The organism is Sediminicola arcticus, assembly GCF_040566695.1.
GTDB classification, from domain to species: Bacteria; Bacteroidota; Bacteroidia; order Flavobacteriales; family Flavobacteriaceae; genus Sediminicola; species Sediminicola arcticus.
This window is the reverse complement of sequence record NZ_JBEXAE010000004.1, coordinates 182,758-201,426: the sequence shown is the minus strand read 5'-3', so window position 1 is coordinate 201,426 and position 18,669 is coordinate 182,758. Positions and strand designations below refer to the sequence as shown.

Here is an 18,669-nt window from a genome sequence, read left to right as displayed (position 1 = left end):
ATTTATTTTTTACCAATTTGATAATATTCAAATCCTTTTTTCTGCATTAAGGTATCATTGTATTGGTTTCTTCCATCGAAAATAATTGGTTGTTTTAATTGTATTTTTAATTCTTCAAAATCTGGTGACCTAAATTCTTTCCATTCCGTTAACAAAATCATGGCATCTGCATCTTGCAATGTTTCATATTTTGATTTGGCATAGGTGACTTCTTTCATATCCTTCAAATAAAAATGGGCTGCTTCCTCCATAGCCTTTGGATCATACGCATTTATTTTGGCCCCTCTTTTCACCAATTCCTTAATGATATAAATAGATGGTGCTTCTCGCATATCATCGGTTTCCGGTTTAAATGCCAACCCCCAAACGGCAAAGGTTTTTCCTGTTAAATTTTCACCAAAACGGTTCACTACCTTTTGTGCGATCACTAGTTTTTGCCGGTCATTCACGTCTTCCACAGAGGTGATCAAACTTGCGGTATACCCATGTTCTTCAGCCGTTTTTTTCAAGGCTTTAACGTCTTTAGGGAAACAAGATCCCCCATAGCCACTCCCTGGATAAATAAAGCTATACCCAATTCTGCTATCTGAACCTATCCCAATACGAACCTTGTTGACATCAGCGCCAACCAATTCACAGATATTGGCAATTTCATTCATAAAGGAAATTTTGGTCGCCAACATGGCGTTGGCCACGTATTTTGTCATTTCAGCAGAGCGGACATCCATGGTGATAAGTCGATCCATACTGCTCCTGAAAAATGGAGCGTATAGGGATCTCATTTGCTCTGTAGACTCCTCGTCATCAGAACCGATCACTACACGATCTGGTTTCATGAAATCATTAATGGCATCACCTTCCTTTAAAAATTCGGGATTGGAGACCACATGAAAAGGGATGTCTAAATTGCGCTGTTTCAATTCATTTTGGATGGTGTCCCTAACCTTATCAGCGGTACCTACGGGAACTGTGGATTTATCCACAATCACAAGAGAATGGGTCATGTGCTGTCCTATTTCTTTAGCCACCTGAAGCACATATTTCAAATCGGCAGAACCATCATCTCCCATTGGGGTTCCAACAGCAATAAAGGCCACATCGCACTTTTCTAAATAATCGGATAACTTTGTGCTGAAATGTATCGTTTTATTGTTTAAATTACGATTCACCATGGCTTCCAGTCCTGGTTCATATATAGGAATGATACCATTGGTCAAATTTTCTATTTTTTTGGCATCCACATCTATACAGGTTACCGTATTTCCCATTTCGGCAAAACATGTACCGCTTACAAGGCCAACATAGCCAGTTCCAATAACAGTTAAATTCATTTTTATGTTACTTTAATTTTAAATAAAATTTCTTATTTCTTATTTTTTAGACATTTCATGTCTCGTTTGTTGGAGTAAATACCTACAATACATTAAATTATAAATTTCGGAAATTCTTAAAGGATGTCGTCTATTTTGATACCTCAGATTTCTTGATATATATCTTACAAATCAACTTTGTAATCTGTTTCTGATGCAAATATGCATTTTTAAAAGAAATTACAAAGAGGTAATAAGTTAAGATCAATGATAAATACGTTGAATGCATTTTTTATTTTTGTAACTAAATTGTATTCGGGTCATTTTCATAATCGCCCATACCTGTCTTTTAAAAGCAAGTTACTCTACTAGTCTTATTTTTTAATTACAATATGCCATAAAACTGCTTATACCAAGCAACAAAAGAAGCTACTCCCTTTTCGATAGGGGTATTTGGTTTGTAGTCATAATCCTCAATTAAGTCATCTACATTGGCCCATGTTTTTTTAACATCTCCCGGCTGCATGGGTAATAACAATTTGTCTGCTTTTTTACCTAAACTTTTTTCAATTGCTTCTATAAAGTCCAATAGCTTTACAGAATTATTGTTACCTATGTTGTATATGCGATAAAGGTCTTTAGAGTCAATCCTTGAGGTTATGTCCTTTTCTAAGATGCGCACCACGCCTTCCACAATGTCATTTATGAAGGTAAAGTCCCTTTCCATTTTACCTTCGTTAAAGACCTTGATCGGTTTTCCCTGTATAATAGCTTCCGTAAACAAAAACATGGCCATATCCGGTCTTCCCCATGGACCGTAAACGGTAAAAAAGCGAAGTCCTGTCGTAGGAAAACCATATAAATGACTATACGTGTGGGCCATTAATTCGTTGCTTTTTTTTGTAGCGGCATAAAGGCTTATCGGGTGATCTACGTTATCCGTGGTTTCAAAAGGGATCTTTTCATTTAAACCATAAACACTGGAACTACTGGCGTAGACAAAATGCTTTATGTGGTGGTGCCTACAACATTCCAGAATATTTAAAAAACCTACAATATTACTGTCTATATAGGTTTCAGGATTTTCTATGCTATACCTTACCCCAGCCTGGGCGGCCAAATTGCAAACGGCATCAAATTTTTCATTTTTAAACAATAGGGGTAAAGTTTCCCTGTCCTCCAAGTTCATTCGTATGAATTGGAATGCATTCCCCATTGTTTCGCTTTTGGAAATAGAATTAAAGATGGTGCCTTTTTCTTTAGATATACCAAGTTGTTGTAATCGGGCGTATTTTAGTTCGGTATCATAATAGTCATTGATATTATCCAAACCAACCACAAAATGACCTTTTGATGTGAGTAATTTGGAAACGTAAAAACCAATAAACCCTGCTGCTCCGGTAACGAGAATTTTCATATATATATTAAATTAATCAACTTTTTAAAACTATGCGAAAATAGTGTAAAATTGAAGTATTTCTATTGAATCACAAAAAGATCCTGATAATGCTTACATAAATCCGATTAAAACCATTTAAAAAAATCTCAGTACATTCATACCTTGTTATTAACAACATTTACGAACTGAGCTATTTTATGTTAAGAGAAAGAATTTTATTTTTTATTTTGCTTGGTTTATTTTTTTTTACCTATCCCCAAAAAACAAAAGTATCAACTTTTGGTTGTAATCCCACAAATAGCACGGATTGTATAATGAGGGCTTTATATTCTTCTTACGATACAATCATAGTGGATAATGCATATAAAGAATGGTTCATTCAACCATTACATCTAAAAAATTTGAAAGGGAAAACCATATACTTTCAAGAAGGTGTTGTTTTAAAAGCCTTAAAAGGCAAGTTCACGAACAAAAATGCTGCCTTAATAACCTTAGAAAACGCTGTTGACGTGTCCTTAATAGGAAATGGAACAATTTTCATGATGAACAAAGCGGAATATCTAGATGGAGAATGGAGGCATGGGTTGAGCATTCGAGAATCTAAAAACATTAGTATTAAAGGATTTATTATTAAGGATAGTGGAGGTGATGGAATTTACATAGCTGGCAAAAATAAGGGGACATATAGCGAGAATATTTATATAGAGGATGTTCAATGCATTAATAATAAGCGACAAGGTATGAGCATTATAAGTGCCCAAAATGTTGTTGTTAGCAATTGTATGTTTATGGAAACTAATGGGACTTTACCTGAGGCAGGATTGGATATAGAACCAAATTCTCCAGCAGACCGTATTGTTAACATTAATTTCAAGGATTGTTCATTTATAAACAATAGTCATTCTGGTATTTTAATAGCATTAGGAAAATTAGAGACAAGTTCCTTGCCCGTGAGCATATCCTTTAATAGCTGCTATTTGAGCAATAACCATGTGATATCGAATATATATCCCGCGGCAGAAATTAATATTAATGCAAATAAAGAGTCTCCTGTAAGGGGTAGGGTTAGTTTTGAGGAATGTTTGGTAGAAAACAGCAAGTGGGGCATGTTGTTCAGCAGAAAGCGCAGTGACGCCTTTGATGTTGTCTTTAAGAATTGTGCGGCGATCAATATTTGTAAGTCTTGGGGTTACTCCCCTTTAGGATTTGAAGTGCCAGACTATAGAACCATTTATTCCTCTTTGGGAGGATTTGCTTTCGATAATTTATTTTTGTCATATAAATTGTCTGTGCCTGTAATTAAAGTTAGGGGCTCAAAATTAGGGACTTTGAAAAGTTTTAAGAATGTTACCGGAAATTTGATCATTAAGAACAATGGGACAAAAGGAATTGAATATGTTAATTATTTTTCCGTGCAAAACGAAAATGTGAAACTTAATTTCACCTACCTGAAAGGGGAGGATTAATTTAGGGTACGATCAAGATATTATGTTTTCTAGTTAGAAAAAGAATAAAAAAAGGGGAGCTTACAGCTCCCCTTTTTTTATTCACTTGGTTAAAGTCAACTTTTTTTGATTTTTATTGAATGGTCAAAAAATGTAAATATTCTTCCAAATTGGTATAACCATCTCCGTCACGGTCTTGTTTTCCATCTCTGGCATCGTTAGGATTTAAACCATTGGCGGTTTCCCAAATATTGCTCATCCCATCTTTATCCGAATCGGTATACGGTGTTCCTGTAGGAATATTAGGGAAATCTGAAGGATATACTGCAGATTTCATTCTATTACCCCCTGCACCAGAAGCTATTTTTGCAAATCTAGCTGCATCAAATGTGTCTAGCCCTTGCGGCAAACCATTATAAGCACCTGCATTTGCTAATACATTTGTTTTGGTAAGTGTTGAAGAATAAGGCGTAATATCAGATGCATTTTGTCTTGTAGATTGCAATCTAGATTTTGCGTTAGGACCATATGACGCAACTCCACCATTAAATAAATTATCAGCAAAATAAACAAAAGAATTTGAGAGATTTGATGTTTGACCTTTACTGGAACAGTTGTCAGCAGATCCTGCTGATATTTCAAAAACATCATTGCCATATGGTAGGCTATTACCACCTGTATCCCAATGGTTTCCAATTAAGTCAGCAATATTTCCAAAAGTCCCAATAGTAGCAGACTCGGTATAGTTGTATGTGTAATTGTTTATTAGCTCCCAACTTGCAGAACAAGAACTTGATCTTATGTTTCTGGTACTGCTATATCCAAATAGATTTTGATAAAAAGAAATATTTGAAGTATTCCAGTATGCAATTACATTCTTTCCTGTTCCAACATTGTCAGTTATAAAGCAGTTTTGTATAGTTACATTATTTACTGATCCTGAACTTGAGGTAGCCGTTATGGTCAAGTTTTCGTCCTCTGCCCAGCTCATAGAAACATGGTCAATAATAATATCCGAAATATTTGGATTATCACCATAAGATGCGATTCTGATTGCAGCCTGACTACTTCCACTCCAATCACTATCATTTCGGATTCTTATATTTCTAACAATTACATTACTATCTGATATTCTAAATTCACCTCGTATTGCTATTCCACCGCCTGGGGCAGTTTCTCCTGCAATTGTAACATCTCCATTGTCACCTCCTAGGTATAAATAATCTCCACCACCATGGTTTATGGTGCCACTTACTTTAAATATTATTGTTCTAGCGCCGGTTAGGGTTTCAACGCCATATGCAAGACTTCCCAGTCCGCTAGAATTTAGATTAGTAACCTCATAAACATAACCACCTCTACCTCCTGTTGCATTACGTCCGTGACCTACCGCTCCAGGAAAGGCTTTTAAGGGGCCCATTGGGCCTGCACTAGCTTGGCTTTCTTCTGAGCCATTAATGGTTACAGTGATATTACCTGTTTCTGTTGTAATGCTATCGTCTAAATTTGTAAGCTCTGTGGTATACGTAAATAGATCTATGCCTACAGCACCAGTATTTGGGGTATACGTTACAGTGTTATCATCGTTAAGAACAACACTACCTTTGGAAGGATTTGTTGTTTTACTAATGACCACTGCGCTTTCTTGACTAAACTTGTCGTTTTTCAGAGGTTCAATCAGCAAAGAGCTACCTTTGTCTGTTTCAACCTTGTCGTCCACAACATCTGCTGTAGGGGTTACCGTTACACCTACGGTCATTAAGACATCTGAACTGGTATTATCATCATTGATCACTTCTAGGGTAATTTCAATGGCGTCCTTGCCATTAAAATCGTAATCAGGTGTATACACGGCAATGCTATCTTTTTCTATAACCAGACCACCATTTTTAGGTTGCTTAGAACTTTTATATCGTCTTCTGCTACCTTTGCTTGCAGCATTGTTAAGCATGTTAAAAGAAACAGCTTTGTCTTCATCTACAACAATTGATGCATTATCTGCATCAATTGTTGTTTCGTTCACTATTGCATCTTCTAAAACAAAATCTGACAATAAATCAGAGTCTGTGGCACAAGAAAAAAATAAAAAAAGAACAAAGGTCGTAGGTATCAATTTAATGATTTTAGTGGGGTAAATTTTCATAAGTACTTCAATATTTATGTGTTAGGTAAAACTTAGGTTCCATAAAAATATCTATTTTTTAAATATCATCGATGAAAAACAAAATTTATTCGATGAAATGCACTAAATGGATACTTGGGGGTTTTACGTATTTAATTTACCTGTAGACTTTTGAGATATGTTTATTCGATGAACTACATTGTTCTTTAACAACTTTTGTAAATTTTCTATGGATTTAGTTAATTTTTTTATGAAAAAAGGGAATCGTAAAATTGGATTCTTTTATTACTGGTAGCTTGTTTTATGTTTAAATTCTTAAACGAATCATTCATTTCATTATTGCGATTCATCGTAAAAAGGTTATTTTGATTGAATATATAATGCCAAAATTATTATTGAACAAAATGCAGTTATTTTTCTGATGGTTTACTTACAGATTTACAAAACAGCTCCTAATTGAATGTTTTTTTTCAATTATACTGGACTCTTATGACCGTTTATCGATGATTTGAAATCTTGGACGAAATATAAAACAATAGTGGTTTAATGACGGTTGGTATGGTTATTTTTGATAACCTAAAGAATTTAACCAATATACATTTTGATAACTAAAACAAAAATTTGGCTTTCCTCTCCCCATATGGGATATAACGAACAAGTCTATGTTCAAGAGGCTTTTGACACCAATTGGGTGGCACCTCTGGGCCCTAACGTAAATGGTTTTGAAGAGGCTATTCAACATTATATAGGAAATGACGTACACGTTGCAGCCCTAAGTTCTGGAACGGCAGCCATTCATTTAGCACTAGAGTTGCTAGGGGTTTCTAAAGGAGATGAGGTAGTATGTCAAAGTTTTACATTCTCTGCCTCGGCCAATCCGATCATGTATTTGGGAGCGACTCCTGTTTTTGTGGACAGTGAAAATGATACTTGGAATATTTCCCCCATATTGTTGGAAACTGCTATAAAAGATAGGATAGCAAATGGCAGAAAGCCAAAGGCCATTGTGGCCGTGCACTTATATGGTATGCCATATAAGGTTTTAGAAATAAGAGAAATAGCAGATAAGTATCAGATACCTATTGTTGAGGATAGTGCCGAAGCACTAGGAAGTTCATATAATAATGTGAAATGCGGTAGTTTTGGTGATCTTGGTATTTTATCTTTTAACGGGAATAAAATAATAACAACTTCAGGTGGTGGAGCATTACTTACAAAGAATAAAAAATTAAAGGAAAAAGCAGTGTTTTTGGCTACCCAAGCAAGGGATGATGCTCCTCACTACCAACATTCCCATGTTGGTTATAATTATAGAATGAGCAATATATTGGCTGGTATAGGTCGTGGCCAAATGGAAGTACTAGAGGATAGGGTTATGGCGAGAAGGGCCAACTATGAATATTATCGATCTAAATTAGGTCATTTTAAGGAAATTGAATTTGTTGATGAACCAGCAGGTTTTTACTCAAACAGATGGCTCACCTGCATACTTACCCCCTCTTTTGAAATTAGAGAAAAGATACGCTTGGGGTTATTGACAGATGACGTAGAATCCAGGCCTTTATGGAAGCCCATGCATTTACAGCCCATTTTTGAAAAATACCCACATTTTTCGGATGGTACGTCTGAAGATTTATTTGAACGTGGTTTGTGTTTGCCCAGTGGATCCAATTTAACATTGGAAGATTTGGAAAGAACAGTAGCATTAATCCTAGAAATCCTGACATCATGATAAAAAACTACCTTTTGAACAATGTTCATAGATATGCTTCAAAGTGGCTCGTATTGGTTATCGATTTATTTTTGGTGGCATTTTCCTTCGTACTGTCTTATTTAATACGGTTCAATCTAACGATGAATTTTGATATTGATAAGCTTTTTATACAAATGCCCATAATTGTTTTAATAGCTCTTTTGTCCTTTTTGTTTATTGGTTCTTATAAAGGAGTGGTTAGACACACGGGTGTAAGGGATGTTTATAATATTTTCAACGCCATTTGTATGTCCAGCATTATCACCATTTTTATGGTCATCCTGAACAGACAATACAATTATATGGAAGATTTCACCATTCCATTATCCATAATTATAATCCATAGTTTAATTGGCTTTATTTCTTTAACGGCATCTAGATATGTTTTTAAAGCACTATATGAAAATATGGTCAAGAAATACAAGACAAATATTAATGTGTTGATTTTTGGAGCGGGAGAATCAGGAATTATGACCTATAATGCCCTTACCAGTACAACAAAAAGTAGATCTCGAGTAGTGGGCTACATTGATGAGGATAGAAAAAAGGTTGGTAAAAGTATCAATGGTGTGGTGGTGTACGGAAGAGATGATCTGACAAATTATTTCATAGATATGAAGGAGGTTGCCGAAATTATATTCTCTATTCATAATATTGAAAGTAATAAGTCTAGGGAATTGTTGGAAAGTCTCGTGGATCTTCCGGTTAAGGTGAAAATTGTCCCACCCGTTGAGGATTGGATAAATGGGGAATTAAAAATTTCCCAAATTAAACAGGTTCAGATAGAGGATTTATTGAATCGAGTTCCTATTAATATTAAAAGATCCAAAGTTTCCGGCGAGTTGAAAGACCAAGTGATCATAGTTACTGGTGGGGCCGGCTCTATTGGCAGCGAGATTGTTAGGCAAATTGTACATTATGACTATAAGGCCTTAATAATTATAGATCAGGCAGAATCTGCCCTGTACGATCTTCAACAAGAATTAAAACAGGCTGGGCGCCATAATTTTATTCCTCTTGTGGCAGATGTTAGGGATAAGAATAGAATGAACACGTTTTTCCAGGAATATAAACCCACCATGGTGTTTCATGCCGCGGCCTATAAACATGTGCCGCTGATGGAATACAATTCCTATGAGGCCATTAAAATTAACGTGGCAGGCACAAAAATGATGGTGGATCTTTCATTGTCCCATAACGTGGAAAAATTTGTATTTGTCTCTACGGATAAGGCCGTAAATCCCACGAACGTGATGGGAGCCACAAAGCGCATTGCCGAAATGTACATTAGTTGTGCCCAACAACAAAATAAGACAAAATTTATTACCACTAGATTTGGGAATGTATTAGGATCCAATGGTTCCGTAATACCTTTATTTAAAAAACAAATCGAGAAAGGAGGGCCATTAACCGTTACACATAAAGATGTAACCCGTTTCTTTATGACCATCCCAGAAGCTTCCCAATTGGTATTGGAAGCCGCTGCCATGGGAGCAGGAGGGGAGATTTTTATTTTTGATATGGGGGAATCCGTAAAAATATTCGATTTGGCAAAGAACATGATCAAACTATCTGGTTTAAAGTACCCTGAGGATATTGATATAAAAGTGACAGGCTTACGCCCAGGGGAAAAACTGTATGAAGAATTATTGGCAAATGGAGAAAACACATTGCCTACCTATCATAAAAAGATCATGATAGGAAAGGTGCGCGACTTGGATTATTCCAAGGTTCGTTCTCAAATAGATGAACTATGTGTGACCAATATGTTCTTTAATGGGGATACAGTTTCTCTGATGAAGAAAATAGTGCCAGAGTTTGTTTCCAATAATTCAGAATTATGTAGGTTGGATGTGAAAAAATCTGAGAATAAAGTTGATAAAACTGCTGATGAAATTTTCCAATCTTAATTTTTCCATATACTTGTACAAAAATTTAAATATTATGGGATCAAGAAAAAAGATGACTTGTGCATTTTATGCATTATTAATCTTAAATATTATTTTTTTATCATCCTGTGCTTCCAAAAAGGAAGTGGTCTATTTTCAAGATGCGGGTAATTTTGAGACCTTGGTAGATAATAAGTCTTTTGTTCAAAAATTCAAGGTAGATGACATTGTAGGGATATATATATCAACTTTGGATGCTGTAGCTAGTACACCTTTTAATCTTTTCAGGGGAGCTGCTGAAGAAGGGGGCGTACGTCCAGAACAAGTGGATTATATTGTTGATAAGGATGGGGAAATAGATTTTCCTGTTATTGGTAAAATAAGGATAGCTGGGCTATCTCCTGAAGAAGTAAGAGTATTATTACGGAATAAGCTTTCAGATTATCTAAAGGATCCCATCATAAATATTCGATTGAAAAATTTTACAGTGACCATTTTGGGAGAGGTAAATAGGCCGGGTACGTACCAAGTAAATGGAGAACAGATTACTATTTTAGAGGCCATTGGTCTAGCAAGTGACCTTACCATTAAGGGCATGCGGAAAAATGTATTGGTTATTAGAGATTTTGATGGGACCAAAGTGTATACAAGAATAGATTTGACCAGCAAACAGGCTTTAAAGTCTCCCGTGTATTACTTAACCCAAAATGACGTTGTCTATGTAGAACCCAACCAATCAGCAGTTACAGCATCTTCTTTAGATAATAGGGCTACAATTGGACTATCCATAGCTTCCATCTTAATTACATCAACAGTTATTTTATTAACGAGAAATTAATTTAGCCATTAATTAAACCTCCAAACATTTGAACTCAAATCATAGTCTTTCAGAAATAGATTTAAAAGATATTTTTACTTCTTATACAAAACATTGGAAATGGTTTGCCCTTTCTGTATTTTTTACCTTGCTATTAGCTTTACTTTATATTAGATATTCTGTCCCTGAATACGCTGCCAGTGCAAAAATTCAAATTTTAGAAGATCAAAGTACCACCTCAGAGCTTAGCGTTTTTAAAGAGTTGGACATATTCTCAGGGGGGTCTAAAAAGGTGGAGGATGAAATACAGATTATTAATTCAAGGCCTAACCTAGTAGAAGTTATTAGGCAATTGGGTTTGAATATCAAAATTGAGTCGGTTGGAAATATAAAAAGTACAGAAATTTATAAGAACGATCCTTTTAAACTTAATTTTTTTGAACCTGATTCTACAATAAATAATTCTAATCTAGAGTTTTGGATTAGTTTATCTTCTGATACTACTTTTGGATATACAGAAGAAGAGGATAAACCTATGCAGGTATACGCCTATGGTAAGACCATTTCAACGGCCATTGGTGATTTAGTAATTACACCTAATTCTCAGAATTTCACTAATAGTCAAAAAGACAAAAAATACAAGGTATCTATTAGTCCAATAATTGCATTGGCGCAACAATATCAAAAGAAAATAGTTGTAGTAGCGGCTGCAGAAGGTTCTAATATTTTAAATATTTCTTTAAATGACCCCATTCTAAGAAAAGCCAAGGACATATTAAATACACTTATTATAACGTATAATAAGAATGCCATAGCCGATAAAAAAATAATTGCAGATAGAACTTCCAATTTTATTGATGATAGGATTACCGATATTTACTCTGATTTATCCAGTGTAGATCAGTCAGCCCAAGAATTTAAAACGGGTAGGGGTATTACAGATATTGCCTCAGAGGCCAATGTGAATTTAAATGTAGGTGTTGCAAATCAGCAGGAATTACAAAATGCAACGGTGCAATTAAATATAGCCGCTTCTATGAGAGATATCGTGGAAGATCAGGATACCTATGATGTTTTACCTTCGAACGTAGGGTTAACTGATGGCTCAATAGTTAATACTACGGCACGTTACAACGAATTGGTGTCGACGCGCAAACGACTTTTAAAAGGTGCTAACGAAAAGAATCCTATCATACAGAATCTAGATCAAGAATTGAATGGACTTAGGCAGAATCTCCTGTCCAGTTTAACGGGAATGACTAACAATTTAAGTATGCAGGTGAATAATCTTAGTAGCCAGCAGTCCAGGTTTAATTCAAAATTATACTCTGCCCCCAAAAATGAGCGCGCATTGAGGGATATTACAAGACAGCAGCAAACTACTGAAAGTCTTTATTTATATTTATTGCAAAAACGGGAAGAAGCCCAAATTAGCCTAGCTTCTAGTGCTCCTAAATCTAAAATCATAGATGGAGCCTATGGGTCCCAAAATATTCCGGTTTCACCTAAAAAGCCTATAGTTTTTCTAGCTGCTTTCATATTCGGGCTATTTATTCCATTTTCTATAATCTATGCCAATGACCTCTTGGATAATAAAATTCATAATAAGCATGGATTGGAAAAATTGGTAACAGATAACCCAGTACTTGGAGAAATTCCAAAGCTCAATAAAAAAGACGATAAAATTATAGTAAAGGAAGATAGGTCCGTGATGGCAGAGTCATTACGAATACTTAGGACAAATTTGGATTATTTAATAAAAACGAAAGAGTCTAAGACTGGTAAAAATAATGTTGTCTTTGTAACATCAAGTGTATCCGGTGAAGGTAAAACTTTTTTATCCACGAATTTATCCATGATTTTGGCAAGTACCCATAAAAAAGTATTACTAATTGGTGCAGATATACGAAATCCAAAATTGTATTCCTTTTTTACAAGTAAGGAAGTTAATAATCTGATCAAGCCTAATAAGAATAAAGACAATGGATTTACAGAATTTTTATTTGACGATTCTTTACAGGTTAAAGACATTATTAATCCAATGTTGGTACATTCCAATGTTATAGATGTTATTTATTCTGGAAAAATACCTCCTAATCCATCTGAGCTTTTATTGAGTAAAAGACTTAAGTTACTTTTTGAGGAAGTTTCTGAGGCTTATGATTATGTTATTGTAGACACTGCCCCACTTATGGTAGTAACAGATACTTTATTGATTAGTGAATACGCCAATCATATGATATATGTCACTAGAGCGGGAGTTACAGAAAACAAGGCAATTCATTATCCCTTGAAGCTAAAAGAAGAGGGTAAAATTAAAGGTTTGTCATTTGTAGTAAATGACGTGAAGGTTTCCAATTTAGGATATGGTGGAAAATATGGATATGGTTACAGTAAAACCATGAAAAAATGGTGGAAGTTTTAATATTTAATAAAAAGTTTGAATTGTCCTATCAATAATAGGAAGTAACGCTTCAATTTGAGTATTAGTCACCTTTATATCCCTTAAACTTTGCAATTGATTCATATTATGAACGTCTGAGGCAACAAAATCTATGAGCCCTTCATCCAACAAGTGAAGGGCTTTTTTTTGCACATCTTTACCATAAAATTCACTTAACGATAAAAGGTTCATCTGGAACAGGATCCCTTGTTTTTTATAGATTCTGAATTTAGACGATTTTAGATGTAAAAAGTTATATCGTTCAGGATGGGCCAAAATAGGAAAGAAACGATTGGATGCAATTTTTTGAATGGCCTCATCGAAATTAATGGATGGCTGTAAATAGGACATTTCCACTAAAAGATAACTGGTTTTAAGAGGCATCATTTCAGATTTGTCCAACAAGTTTTCAAAATTAGCGTCTATCATATGTTCCGCAGCAACATCAAACGATATATCTTTAAGATCATTGTCGAATAAACCCTTTTTTAATTCATCCAAAGAAGCATGTATGGTTTCAGAGGTGTTAAGATAATAGTTATCCATAATATGGGGCGTAGCAATGAAATTTTGCACCCCAAATTCAGAAAATCCTTTGATAAGTTCGATAGATTCTTCCACTGTTTTGGCGCCATCATCTATGCCTGGAAGAATATGGTTGTGCATATCCACAAAATTTTCCAGATAATCTATGAGAAATTCTTTCTTACTAAAAAATTCAAACATCTACTGTAATTTTCATTGCAAAAATAGTGTTTCTGTTTCGATATTGTAATCAGATATAATAAAGATAAACCCTAGTAATATTGAATCTATTTTTATGGTACATTTGTTTCATTATCTGCTAATTTATGACCCAAAATCAAAGGATTTAATTTCAAAAATCTTTACTAATTTATTCTAAAGTATTTTGCTTTAATCCTAGATACCCTTAACTTATTATTAAACAATTATATCATCGTATTGAAATCAAAAAAAACGGAACCTCAAACAAAGGAAGATAAAACAAAAAGGAAGTTCTTGGTAGTTTCCCGTTGGGGAGAATCATTGGATATAGCTTATGCCATTTCACAAGAAGGCAATGCTGTAAAGATGTACATTGAAGATAAACCATCAAGGGAAATTGGATACGGTTTTGTGCAAAAGGTCAAAGACTGGCAAAAACATGTGGATTGGGCAGATGTCATCATCTTTGATTATACAGGTTATGGAAAAGTATGTTCTGAACTTAGAGCTGCTGGGAAATTAGTTATTGGCGGAACGGAATACACGGACAAGCTGGAATTGGATCGTAATTTTGGTCAGGATGAGCTTAAAAGGCATAAAATTAAAGTATTGCCCTTTAAAGAGTTCTTCAGTTTTCAGGATGCTATAGACTATGTGAAATTGAACCCTAATGCCTATGTCATTAAGCCTATGGGGGAGACATCCGAATACAAGCAATTGCTTTTCGTAGGTAGTGATGACGAGGGATTGGATGTGATTAGGGTGTTAAAAGCATACGAAAAATCGTGGGGGGATGACTTTGGCAATTTTCAATTACAAAGGAAAGTTAAAGGGGTAGAGGTTTCAGTAGCGGCCTTTTTCAATGGCACCAACTTTTTGGAACCTATTAATATAACCTTCGAGCACAAAAAATTATTTCCCAAGGAGCTTGGTGTTTCTACTGGAGAAATGGGCTCCAGTATGTTTTGGACCAAGGACTCTCCAATTTTTGAAGCTACTTTACGAAAATTCGAAGCTACGTTGGCCAAACATAAGTTTGTAGGCCATATAGACATCAACTGTATTGTAAATGGAAATGGGATTTATCCGTTAGAGTTTACTTCCCGCTTTGGATATCCTCAAATATTTATACAGAGGGCAGGGATTACAGAACCCATTGGCCATATGTTTTATAAAATAGCTTCAGGAAATACATTTAAGTTCCAAGTAAAAAAAGGGTTTCAAGTAGGAGCATTTTTGGTAGTGCCTCCTTTCCCGTATGATGATAAAAAGACCTTTGAGCTGTTCTCAAAAGATTCTGTCATTGTCTTTAAGAAGGACAGCAAAGAAGGTATTCATCCTATGCATCTCAAAAACATTAACGAGGAATGGTTGATTACCGGGAATACTGGTATCGCCTTATTGGTAACCGGAACGGCGCTTACAATGCGGGATGCCCAACGCATGATGCAAAACAGGATTAGTAATATCATTATTAATAATGTGTATTACAGGACCGATATAGGGGATCGCTGGTTGGAAGATTCAGATAAACTTTGGTCTTGGGGATTATTATAGTGTAAAGATGTTTAGTATGAAGCTTGAAAAGATAAATCATAGATACACAGAATTTTTTAATATGCTTCCAGAAGATTGGAAGGAGATTATAAGTCCCATTTGGGATAAAATCAAGAATACAGCAACTATTTATGCAATTTTGGATAAAGGATCAATTAGTGCTTCAGGTATAATTTTCACAGAAAAATTACTAGAGATGACGGACTTTGAACTTAAAAACGGGCAATCTTTATTTGATAAAGGGTATGCTTACATTGGATTTTTATGGGTGGCCGAAAACCGAAGGAATGAACAACTTGGGTCTAAGTGGCTTTCGCTTTTAAAAAAGCAGGATGTAAAACAAGGTTTTTGGCTTACTATAGAAGAAGCAGGTCTGAAAAAATTCTATGAGAAAAATAGTTTCCAAACTATAGCCGAAAGTGAGGACAAAGAAAACATAGAGTGGTTATGTGTTTATGAACCAGAAATCAGGGAATAGTGGAACATGAAATAAAAAAGGGACCACAATGAGTGGTCCCTTTTTTATAAATGATGTGTTTTATAATTTCTTCACGTATTTGGTGAGGATTACAATTTGTTGCCCGTCAACTTTTCCTTCTATATATTCCGCATTTTCATGATCTAAAGAGACCCTCCGTACTGCAGTTCCCCTCTTGGCAACCATACTAGAACCTTTTACAGGTAAATCTTTTATAAGGACCACACTATCTCCGGCTTCTATAATAACCCCATTGCTATCCCTATGTATGATTTGGTCTTCGGAGGGAGCACCTTCTCCCGTTGACCTAGCCCATTCTAGAACATCTTCTTCCAAATACATCATATCTAATAAATCTTGTGGCCATCCCAAACCTCTCAATCTAGATAACATCCGCCAAGCAACGACTTGTACAGGCGTATGTTCACTCCACATACTATCGTTTAAGCAGCGCCAATGGTTAGCTTCCATAGCATCGGGATTGTTCATTTGATCATTGCAGACTGCGCAAACCAATAAACTCTCCTCCAATCCTCCATTTTTTTGTGGTGCGACTTCATAAACAATAAGATTTTCCGTATTGGAACATAGTTCGCATTTAGAATTACTTCGTTTATGTAAATCTTTCTCTAAACTCATTTCATTTATTTTAGAAGGTAAAAGTACTCCAAAGGATTGGAAATCATTTTGGAACAATATTTAGTAGTATAATTTTCTCATTTGTTTATAAGTTCTATGGTTTCATCTTTTCTAATCTAGTTAGGGATGATATTTTTATCTCCTTTTATATTCAATGAGGCAGTTAGAGGTAGGGGATAAGGTTTATAATATTCATAGGGATGGTTTTAACGATTTTCAACGCTATACATTTTCGGAAGTAGTACGGCTTACTAAAACATTGGCCATTCTGGAAAATGGGGTTCGATTGACTAACCTAGCCAAAACCTCATGGATCAGTGAGGACATTTGCTATTCCGTATATAGGGATTATTGGACCTATTGGCATTTAACATCTGAAAAGGCTATGCAAAATGCCGCTGCCGAAAATGAAAAAATTGCAGTATACGATTGGTTTGAGGGTAAAGTGTTTAGTTTGAAAGAGAAACAGTCCATTTATAAGATGTTTCAGGATAATGGAAAGGTGGTTCAATCTGATGGCAACCAAGAAAAAGAAACTTATGCACTTCATAAAGCTTCTAAGTAAATCAGTATACTATGAATATTTTTTCAATTACGGATTTGAGTAAAGCTTGGTCCAAGCGTATTGTAATTGTATATAATTCCTTATCTTTTGACGTTAAATATTTTACTCCATGAAAAAGCTTTTATTGCCATTTTTTATTCTTTCGTTAACCTTTAACCTAAGTATAGGTCAAGAGGAATTGAGTACAGCAGTTAAACCTACCTATCAAAAGGAAATAGACAAACTGGTAAAGAACAAAAGAATACAGCAAGCTTTTGCAATTATAGATGAACTGGAACCCCTTACCTACAAAAATTTAGTGGAATTGACGGAGATTCCAGCCCCACCTTTTATGGAGCAGAATCGTGCCGAGCGTTATAGCGACATGTTGAAAGAGGCGGGTGCAGATAATGTATGGATCGATGAAGTTGGTAATGTTTTGGCTTTGAGAAAAGGAAAAGATAGCAGTAAGACTATTGCCTTGGATGCCCACTTGGATACCGTTTTCCCGGAAAGAACGGATGTTAGGGTTAGGATGGTAGGGGATACTCTTTATGCGCCAGGAGTGGGGGATGATACACGTGGCTTGGTAATGGTCCTAACGGTCTTGAAGGCTATGAATATGGCCGATATCAAAACCACTTATGATGTCTTGCTAGTAGGAACAGTAGGAGAAGAAGGTCTAGGAGACCTAAGGGGAGTGAAGCATTTATTCAAAAAAAATGACCCAAAAATAGATTCTTGGATAGCTATTGATGGAGGAGAATTGGGAAGGATAAACAACCAAGCTTTGGGATCCTACAGGTATAAAATCACTTTTAAAGGACCTGGGGGACATTCATGGGGAGCCTTTGGTCTGGCCAATCCACACCATGCAGCTGGTAAGGCAGTGGCTTATTTTGATGAGGCTGCAAGATCGTATACTGCCAACGGACCCAAAACAAGTTATAATATTGGGAGAATAGGAGGAGGTACCTCCATTAATTCCATTCCATTTGAGTCATGGATGGAAGTTGACATGAGGTCTGTTAGTCCAGAGCGTCTTATAGAAATAGAAGAAATATTGATTGCCCAAACAAATAGGGCGTTGGAGGATTATAATGCCTTGGTGGTCAAAGGTCCAAAATTGACTGTGGACATAGAAAAAATAGGCGACCGTCCTTCTGGAGAGCTTTCCCCGGACTTGCCTTTAATTCAGCGTTCAATGGCCGCAACCAAAGCCTTTAAGACGGAACCGTTTTTAACTAGAGGATCAACAGATTCCAACATCCCCATTTCCATTGGAATTCCAGCAGTTACTCTCGGAAGAGGTGGAAAAGCAGGAGGGGCACACTCTTTGGGGGAATGGTGGCTCAATGATGAAACTGGACCTGAATCTATAAAATTGGCCCTATTGATTTTGGTCGCGGAAGCTGGGCTGGAATAGTCTTAAATTCAGCTGTATTATTTCATTACAATTCTTGATTCAATTCGTCAATAAAGGCCTATAGGTGCTAATAATTACTAGCACCTTATTTCTTATGAATACGATAAGATTGCCTTCTCAA

Annotated in this window: 14 protein-coding genes; 9 read left to right on the top strand and 5 right to left on the bottom strand. The window is 35.6% G+C overall.

What is annotated here, in order from left to right; all coding sequences use genetic code 11:
* Positions 1-2: 2 nt before the first annotated feature.
* Positions 3-1,331 carry a UDP-glucose dehydrogenase family protein gene (locus tag ABXZ36_RS10120; protein ID WP_354615401.1) on the bottom strand — a complete coding sequence of 443 codons (1,329 nt, stop codon included), beginning with the start codon at positions 1,329-1,331 and terminating at the stop codon, positions 3-5.
* Positions 1,332-1,695: 364 nt separating this feature from the next.
* Positions 1,696-2,727: an NAD-dependent epimerase gene (locus tag ABXZ36_RS10115; RefSeq protein ID WP_354615400.1), complete on the bottom strand. Its 1,032-nt coding sequence runs from the start codon at positions 2,725-2,727 to the stop codon at positions 1,696-1,698.
* 296 nt (positions 2,728-3,023) lie between these two features.
* Here ABXZ36_RS10115 and ABXZ36_RS10110 point away from each other — a divergent pair, with 296 nt between their 5' ends.
* Positions 3,024-4,175 carry a right-handed parallel beta-helix repeat-containing protein gene (locus ABXZ36_RS10110; RefSeq protein ID WP_354615399.1) on the top strand — a complete coding sequence of 384 codons (1,152 nt, stop codon included), beginning with the start codon at positions 3,024-3,026 and terminating at the stop codon, positions 4,173-4,175.
* 112 nt (positions 4,176-4,287) lie between these two features.
* Here the strand turns inward: ABXZ36_RS10110 and ABXZ36_RS10105 are convergent, their stop codons facing one another.
* Entirely contained in the window at positions 4,288-6,297 is a 2,010-nt protein-coding gene (locus ABXZ36_RS10105; protein WP_354615398.1) for an Ig-like domain-containing protein, read from the bottom strand.
* Positions 6,298-6,916: 619 nt separating this feature from the next.
* Between ABXZ36_RS10105 and ABXZ36_RS10100 the strand changes: the two genes are divergently transcribed.
* Genes ABXZ36_RS10100 through ABXZ36_RS10085 form a run of 4 tightly spaced genes read left to right on the top strand, consistent with a single transcriptional unit; the run spans position 6,917 to position 13,160 of the window.
* A complete protein-coding gene (locus ABXZ36_RS10100) occupies positions 6,917-8,008 on the top strand; it encodes a DegT/DnrJ/EryC1/StrS family aminotransferase (RefSeq protein ID WP_354615586.1) in 1,092 nt (363 codons plus the stop codon).
* Complete coding sequence (locus ABXZ36_RS10095) at positions 8,005-9,939, top strand: polysaccharide biosynthesis protein (RefSeq protein WP_354615397.1); 1,935 nt, start codon at positions 8,005-8,007, stop codon at positions 9,937-9,939. The genes ABXZ36_RS10100 and ABXZ36_RS10095 overlap by 4 nt, the downstream gene beginning before the upstream one ends.
* Positions 9,940-9,973: 34 nt before the next feature.
* Positions 9,974-10,756, top strand: coding sequence for a polysaccharide biosynthesis/export family protein (locus ABXZ36_RS10090; protein WP_354615396.1), 783 nt, complete (start codon positions 9,974-9,976; stop codon positions 10,754-10,756).
* Positions 10,757-10,784: 28 nt separating this feature from the next.
* Positions 10,785-13,160: a GumC family protein gene (locus tag ABXZ36_RS10085; protein WP_354615395.1), complete on the top strand. Its 2,376-nt coding sequence runs from the start codon at positions 10,785-10,787 to the stop codon at positions 13,158-13,160.
* A gap of 3 nt (positions 13,161-13,163) precedes the next feature.
* Here the strand turns inward: ABXZ36_RS10085 and ABXZ36_RS10080 are convergent, their stop codons facing one another.
* Positions 13,164-13,904, bottom strand: coding sequence for a tyrosine-protein phosphatase (locus ABXZ36_RS10080; RefSeq protein ID WP_354615394.1), 741 nt, complete (start codon positions 13,902-13,904; stop codon positions 13,164-13,166).
* A 237-nt stretch (positions 13,905-14,141) separates the two neighbouring features.
* On the opposite strand from ABXZ36_RS10080, the gene ABXZ36_RS10075 reads away from it, so the two are divergent.
* Positions 14,142-15,461, top strand: a complete 1,320-nt coding sequence (locus ABXZ36_RS10075) for a phosphoribosylamine--glycine ligase (protein ID WP_354615393.1) — start codon at positions 14,142-14,144, stop codon at positions 15,459-15,461.
* Between the two features lie 16 nt (positions 15,462-15,477).
* A complete protein-coding gene (locus tag ABXZ36_RS10070) occupies positions 15,478-15,939 on the top strand; it encodes a GNAT family N-acetyltransferase (protein WP_354615392.1) in 462 nt (153 codons plus the stop codon).
* 60 nt (positions 15,940-15,999) lie between these two features.
* Here the strand turns inward: ABXZ36_RS10070 and ABXZ36_RS10065 are convergent, their stop codons facing one another.
* Entirely contained in the window at positions 16,000-16,578 is a 579-nt protein-coding gene (locus tag ABXZ36_RS10065; RefSeq protein WP_354615391.1) for a PhnA domain-containing protein, read from the bottom strand.
* 154 nt (positions 16,579-16,732) lie between these two features.
* On the opposite strand from ABXZ36_RS10065, the gene ABXZ36_RS10060 reads away from it, so the two are divergent.
* Both ABXZ36_RS10060 and ABXZ36_RS10055 read left to right on the top strand, forming a co-directional pair.
* Positions 16,733-17,143 (top strand): pyruvate kinase, encoded by a 411-nt coding sequence (locus ABXZ36_RS10060; RefSeq protein ID WP_354615390.1) that lies wholly within the window; start codon positions 16,733-16,735, stop codon positions 17,141-17,143.
* Between the two features lie 109 nt (positions 17,144-17,252).
* Entirely contained in the window at positions 17,253-18,548 is a 1,296-nt protein-coding gene (locus ABXZ36_RS10055) for a M20/M25/M40 family metallo-hydrolase (RefSeq protein WP_354615389.1), read from the top strand.
* Positions 18,549-18,669: the final 121 nt, after the last annotated feature.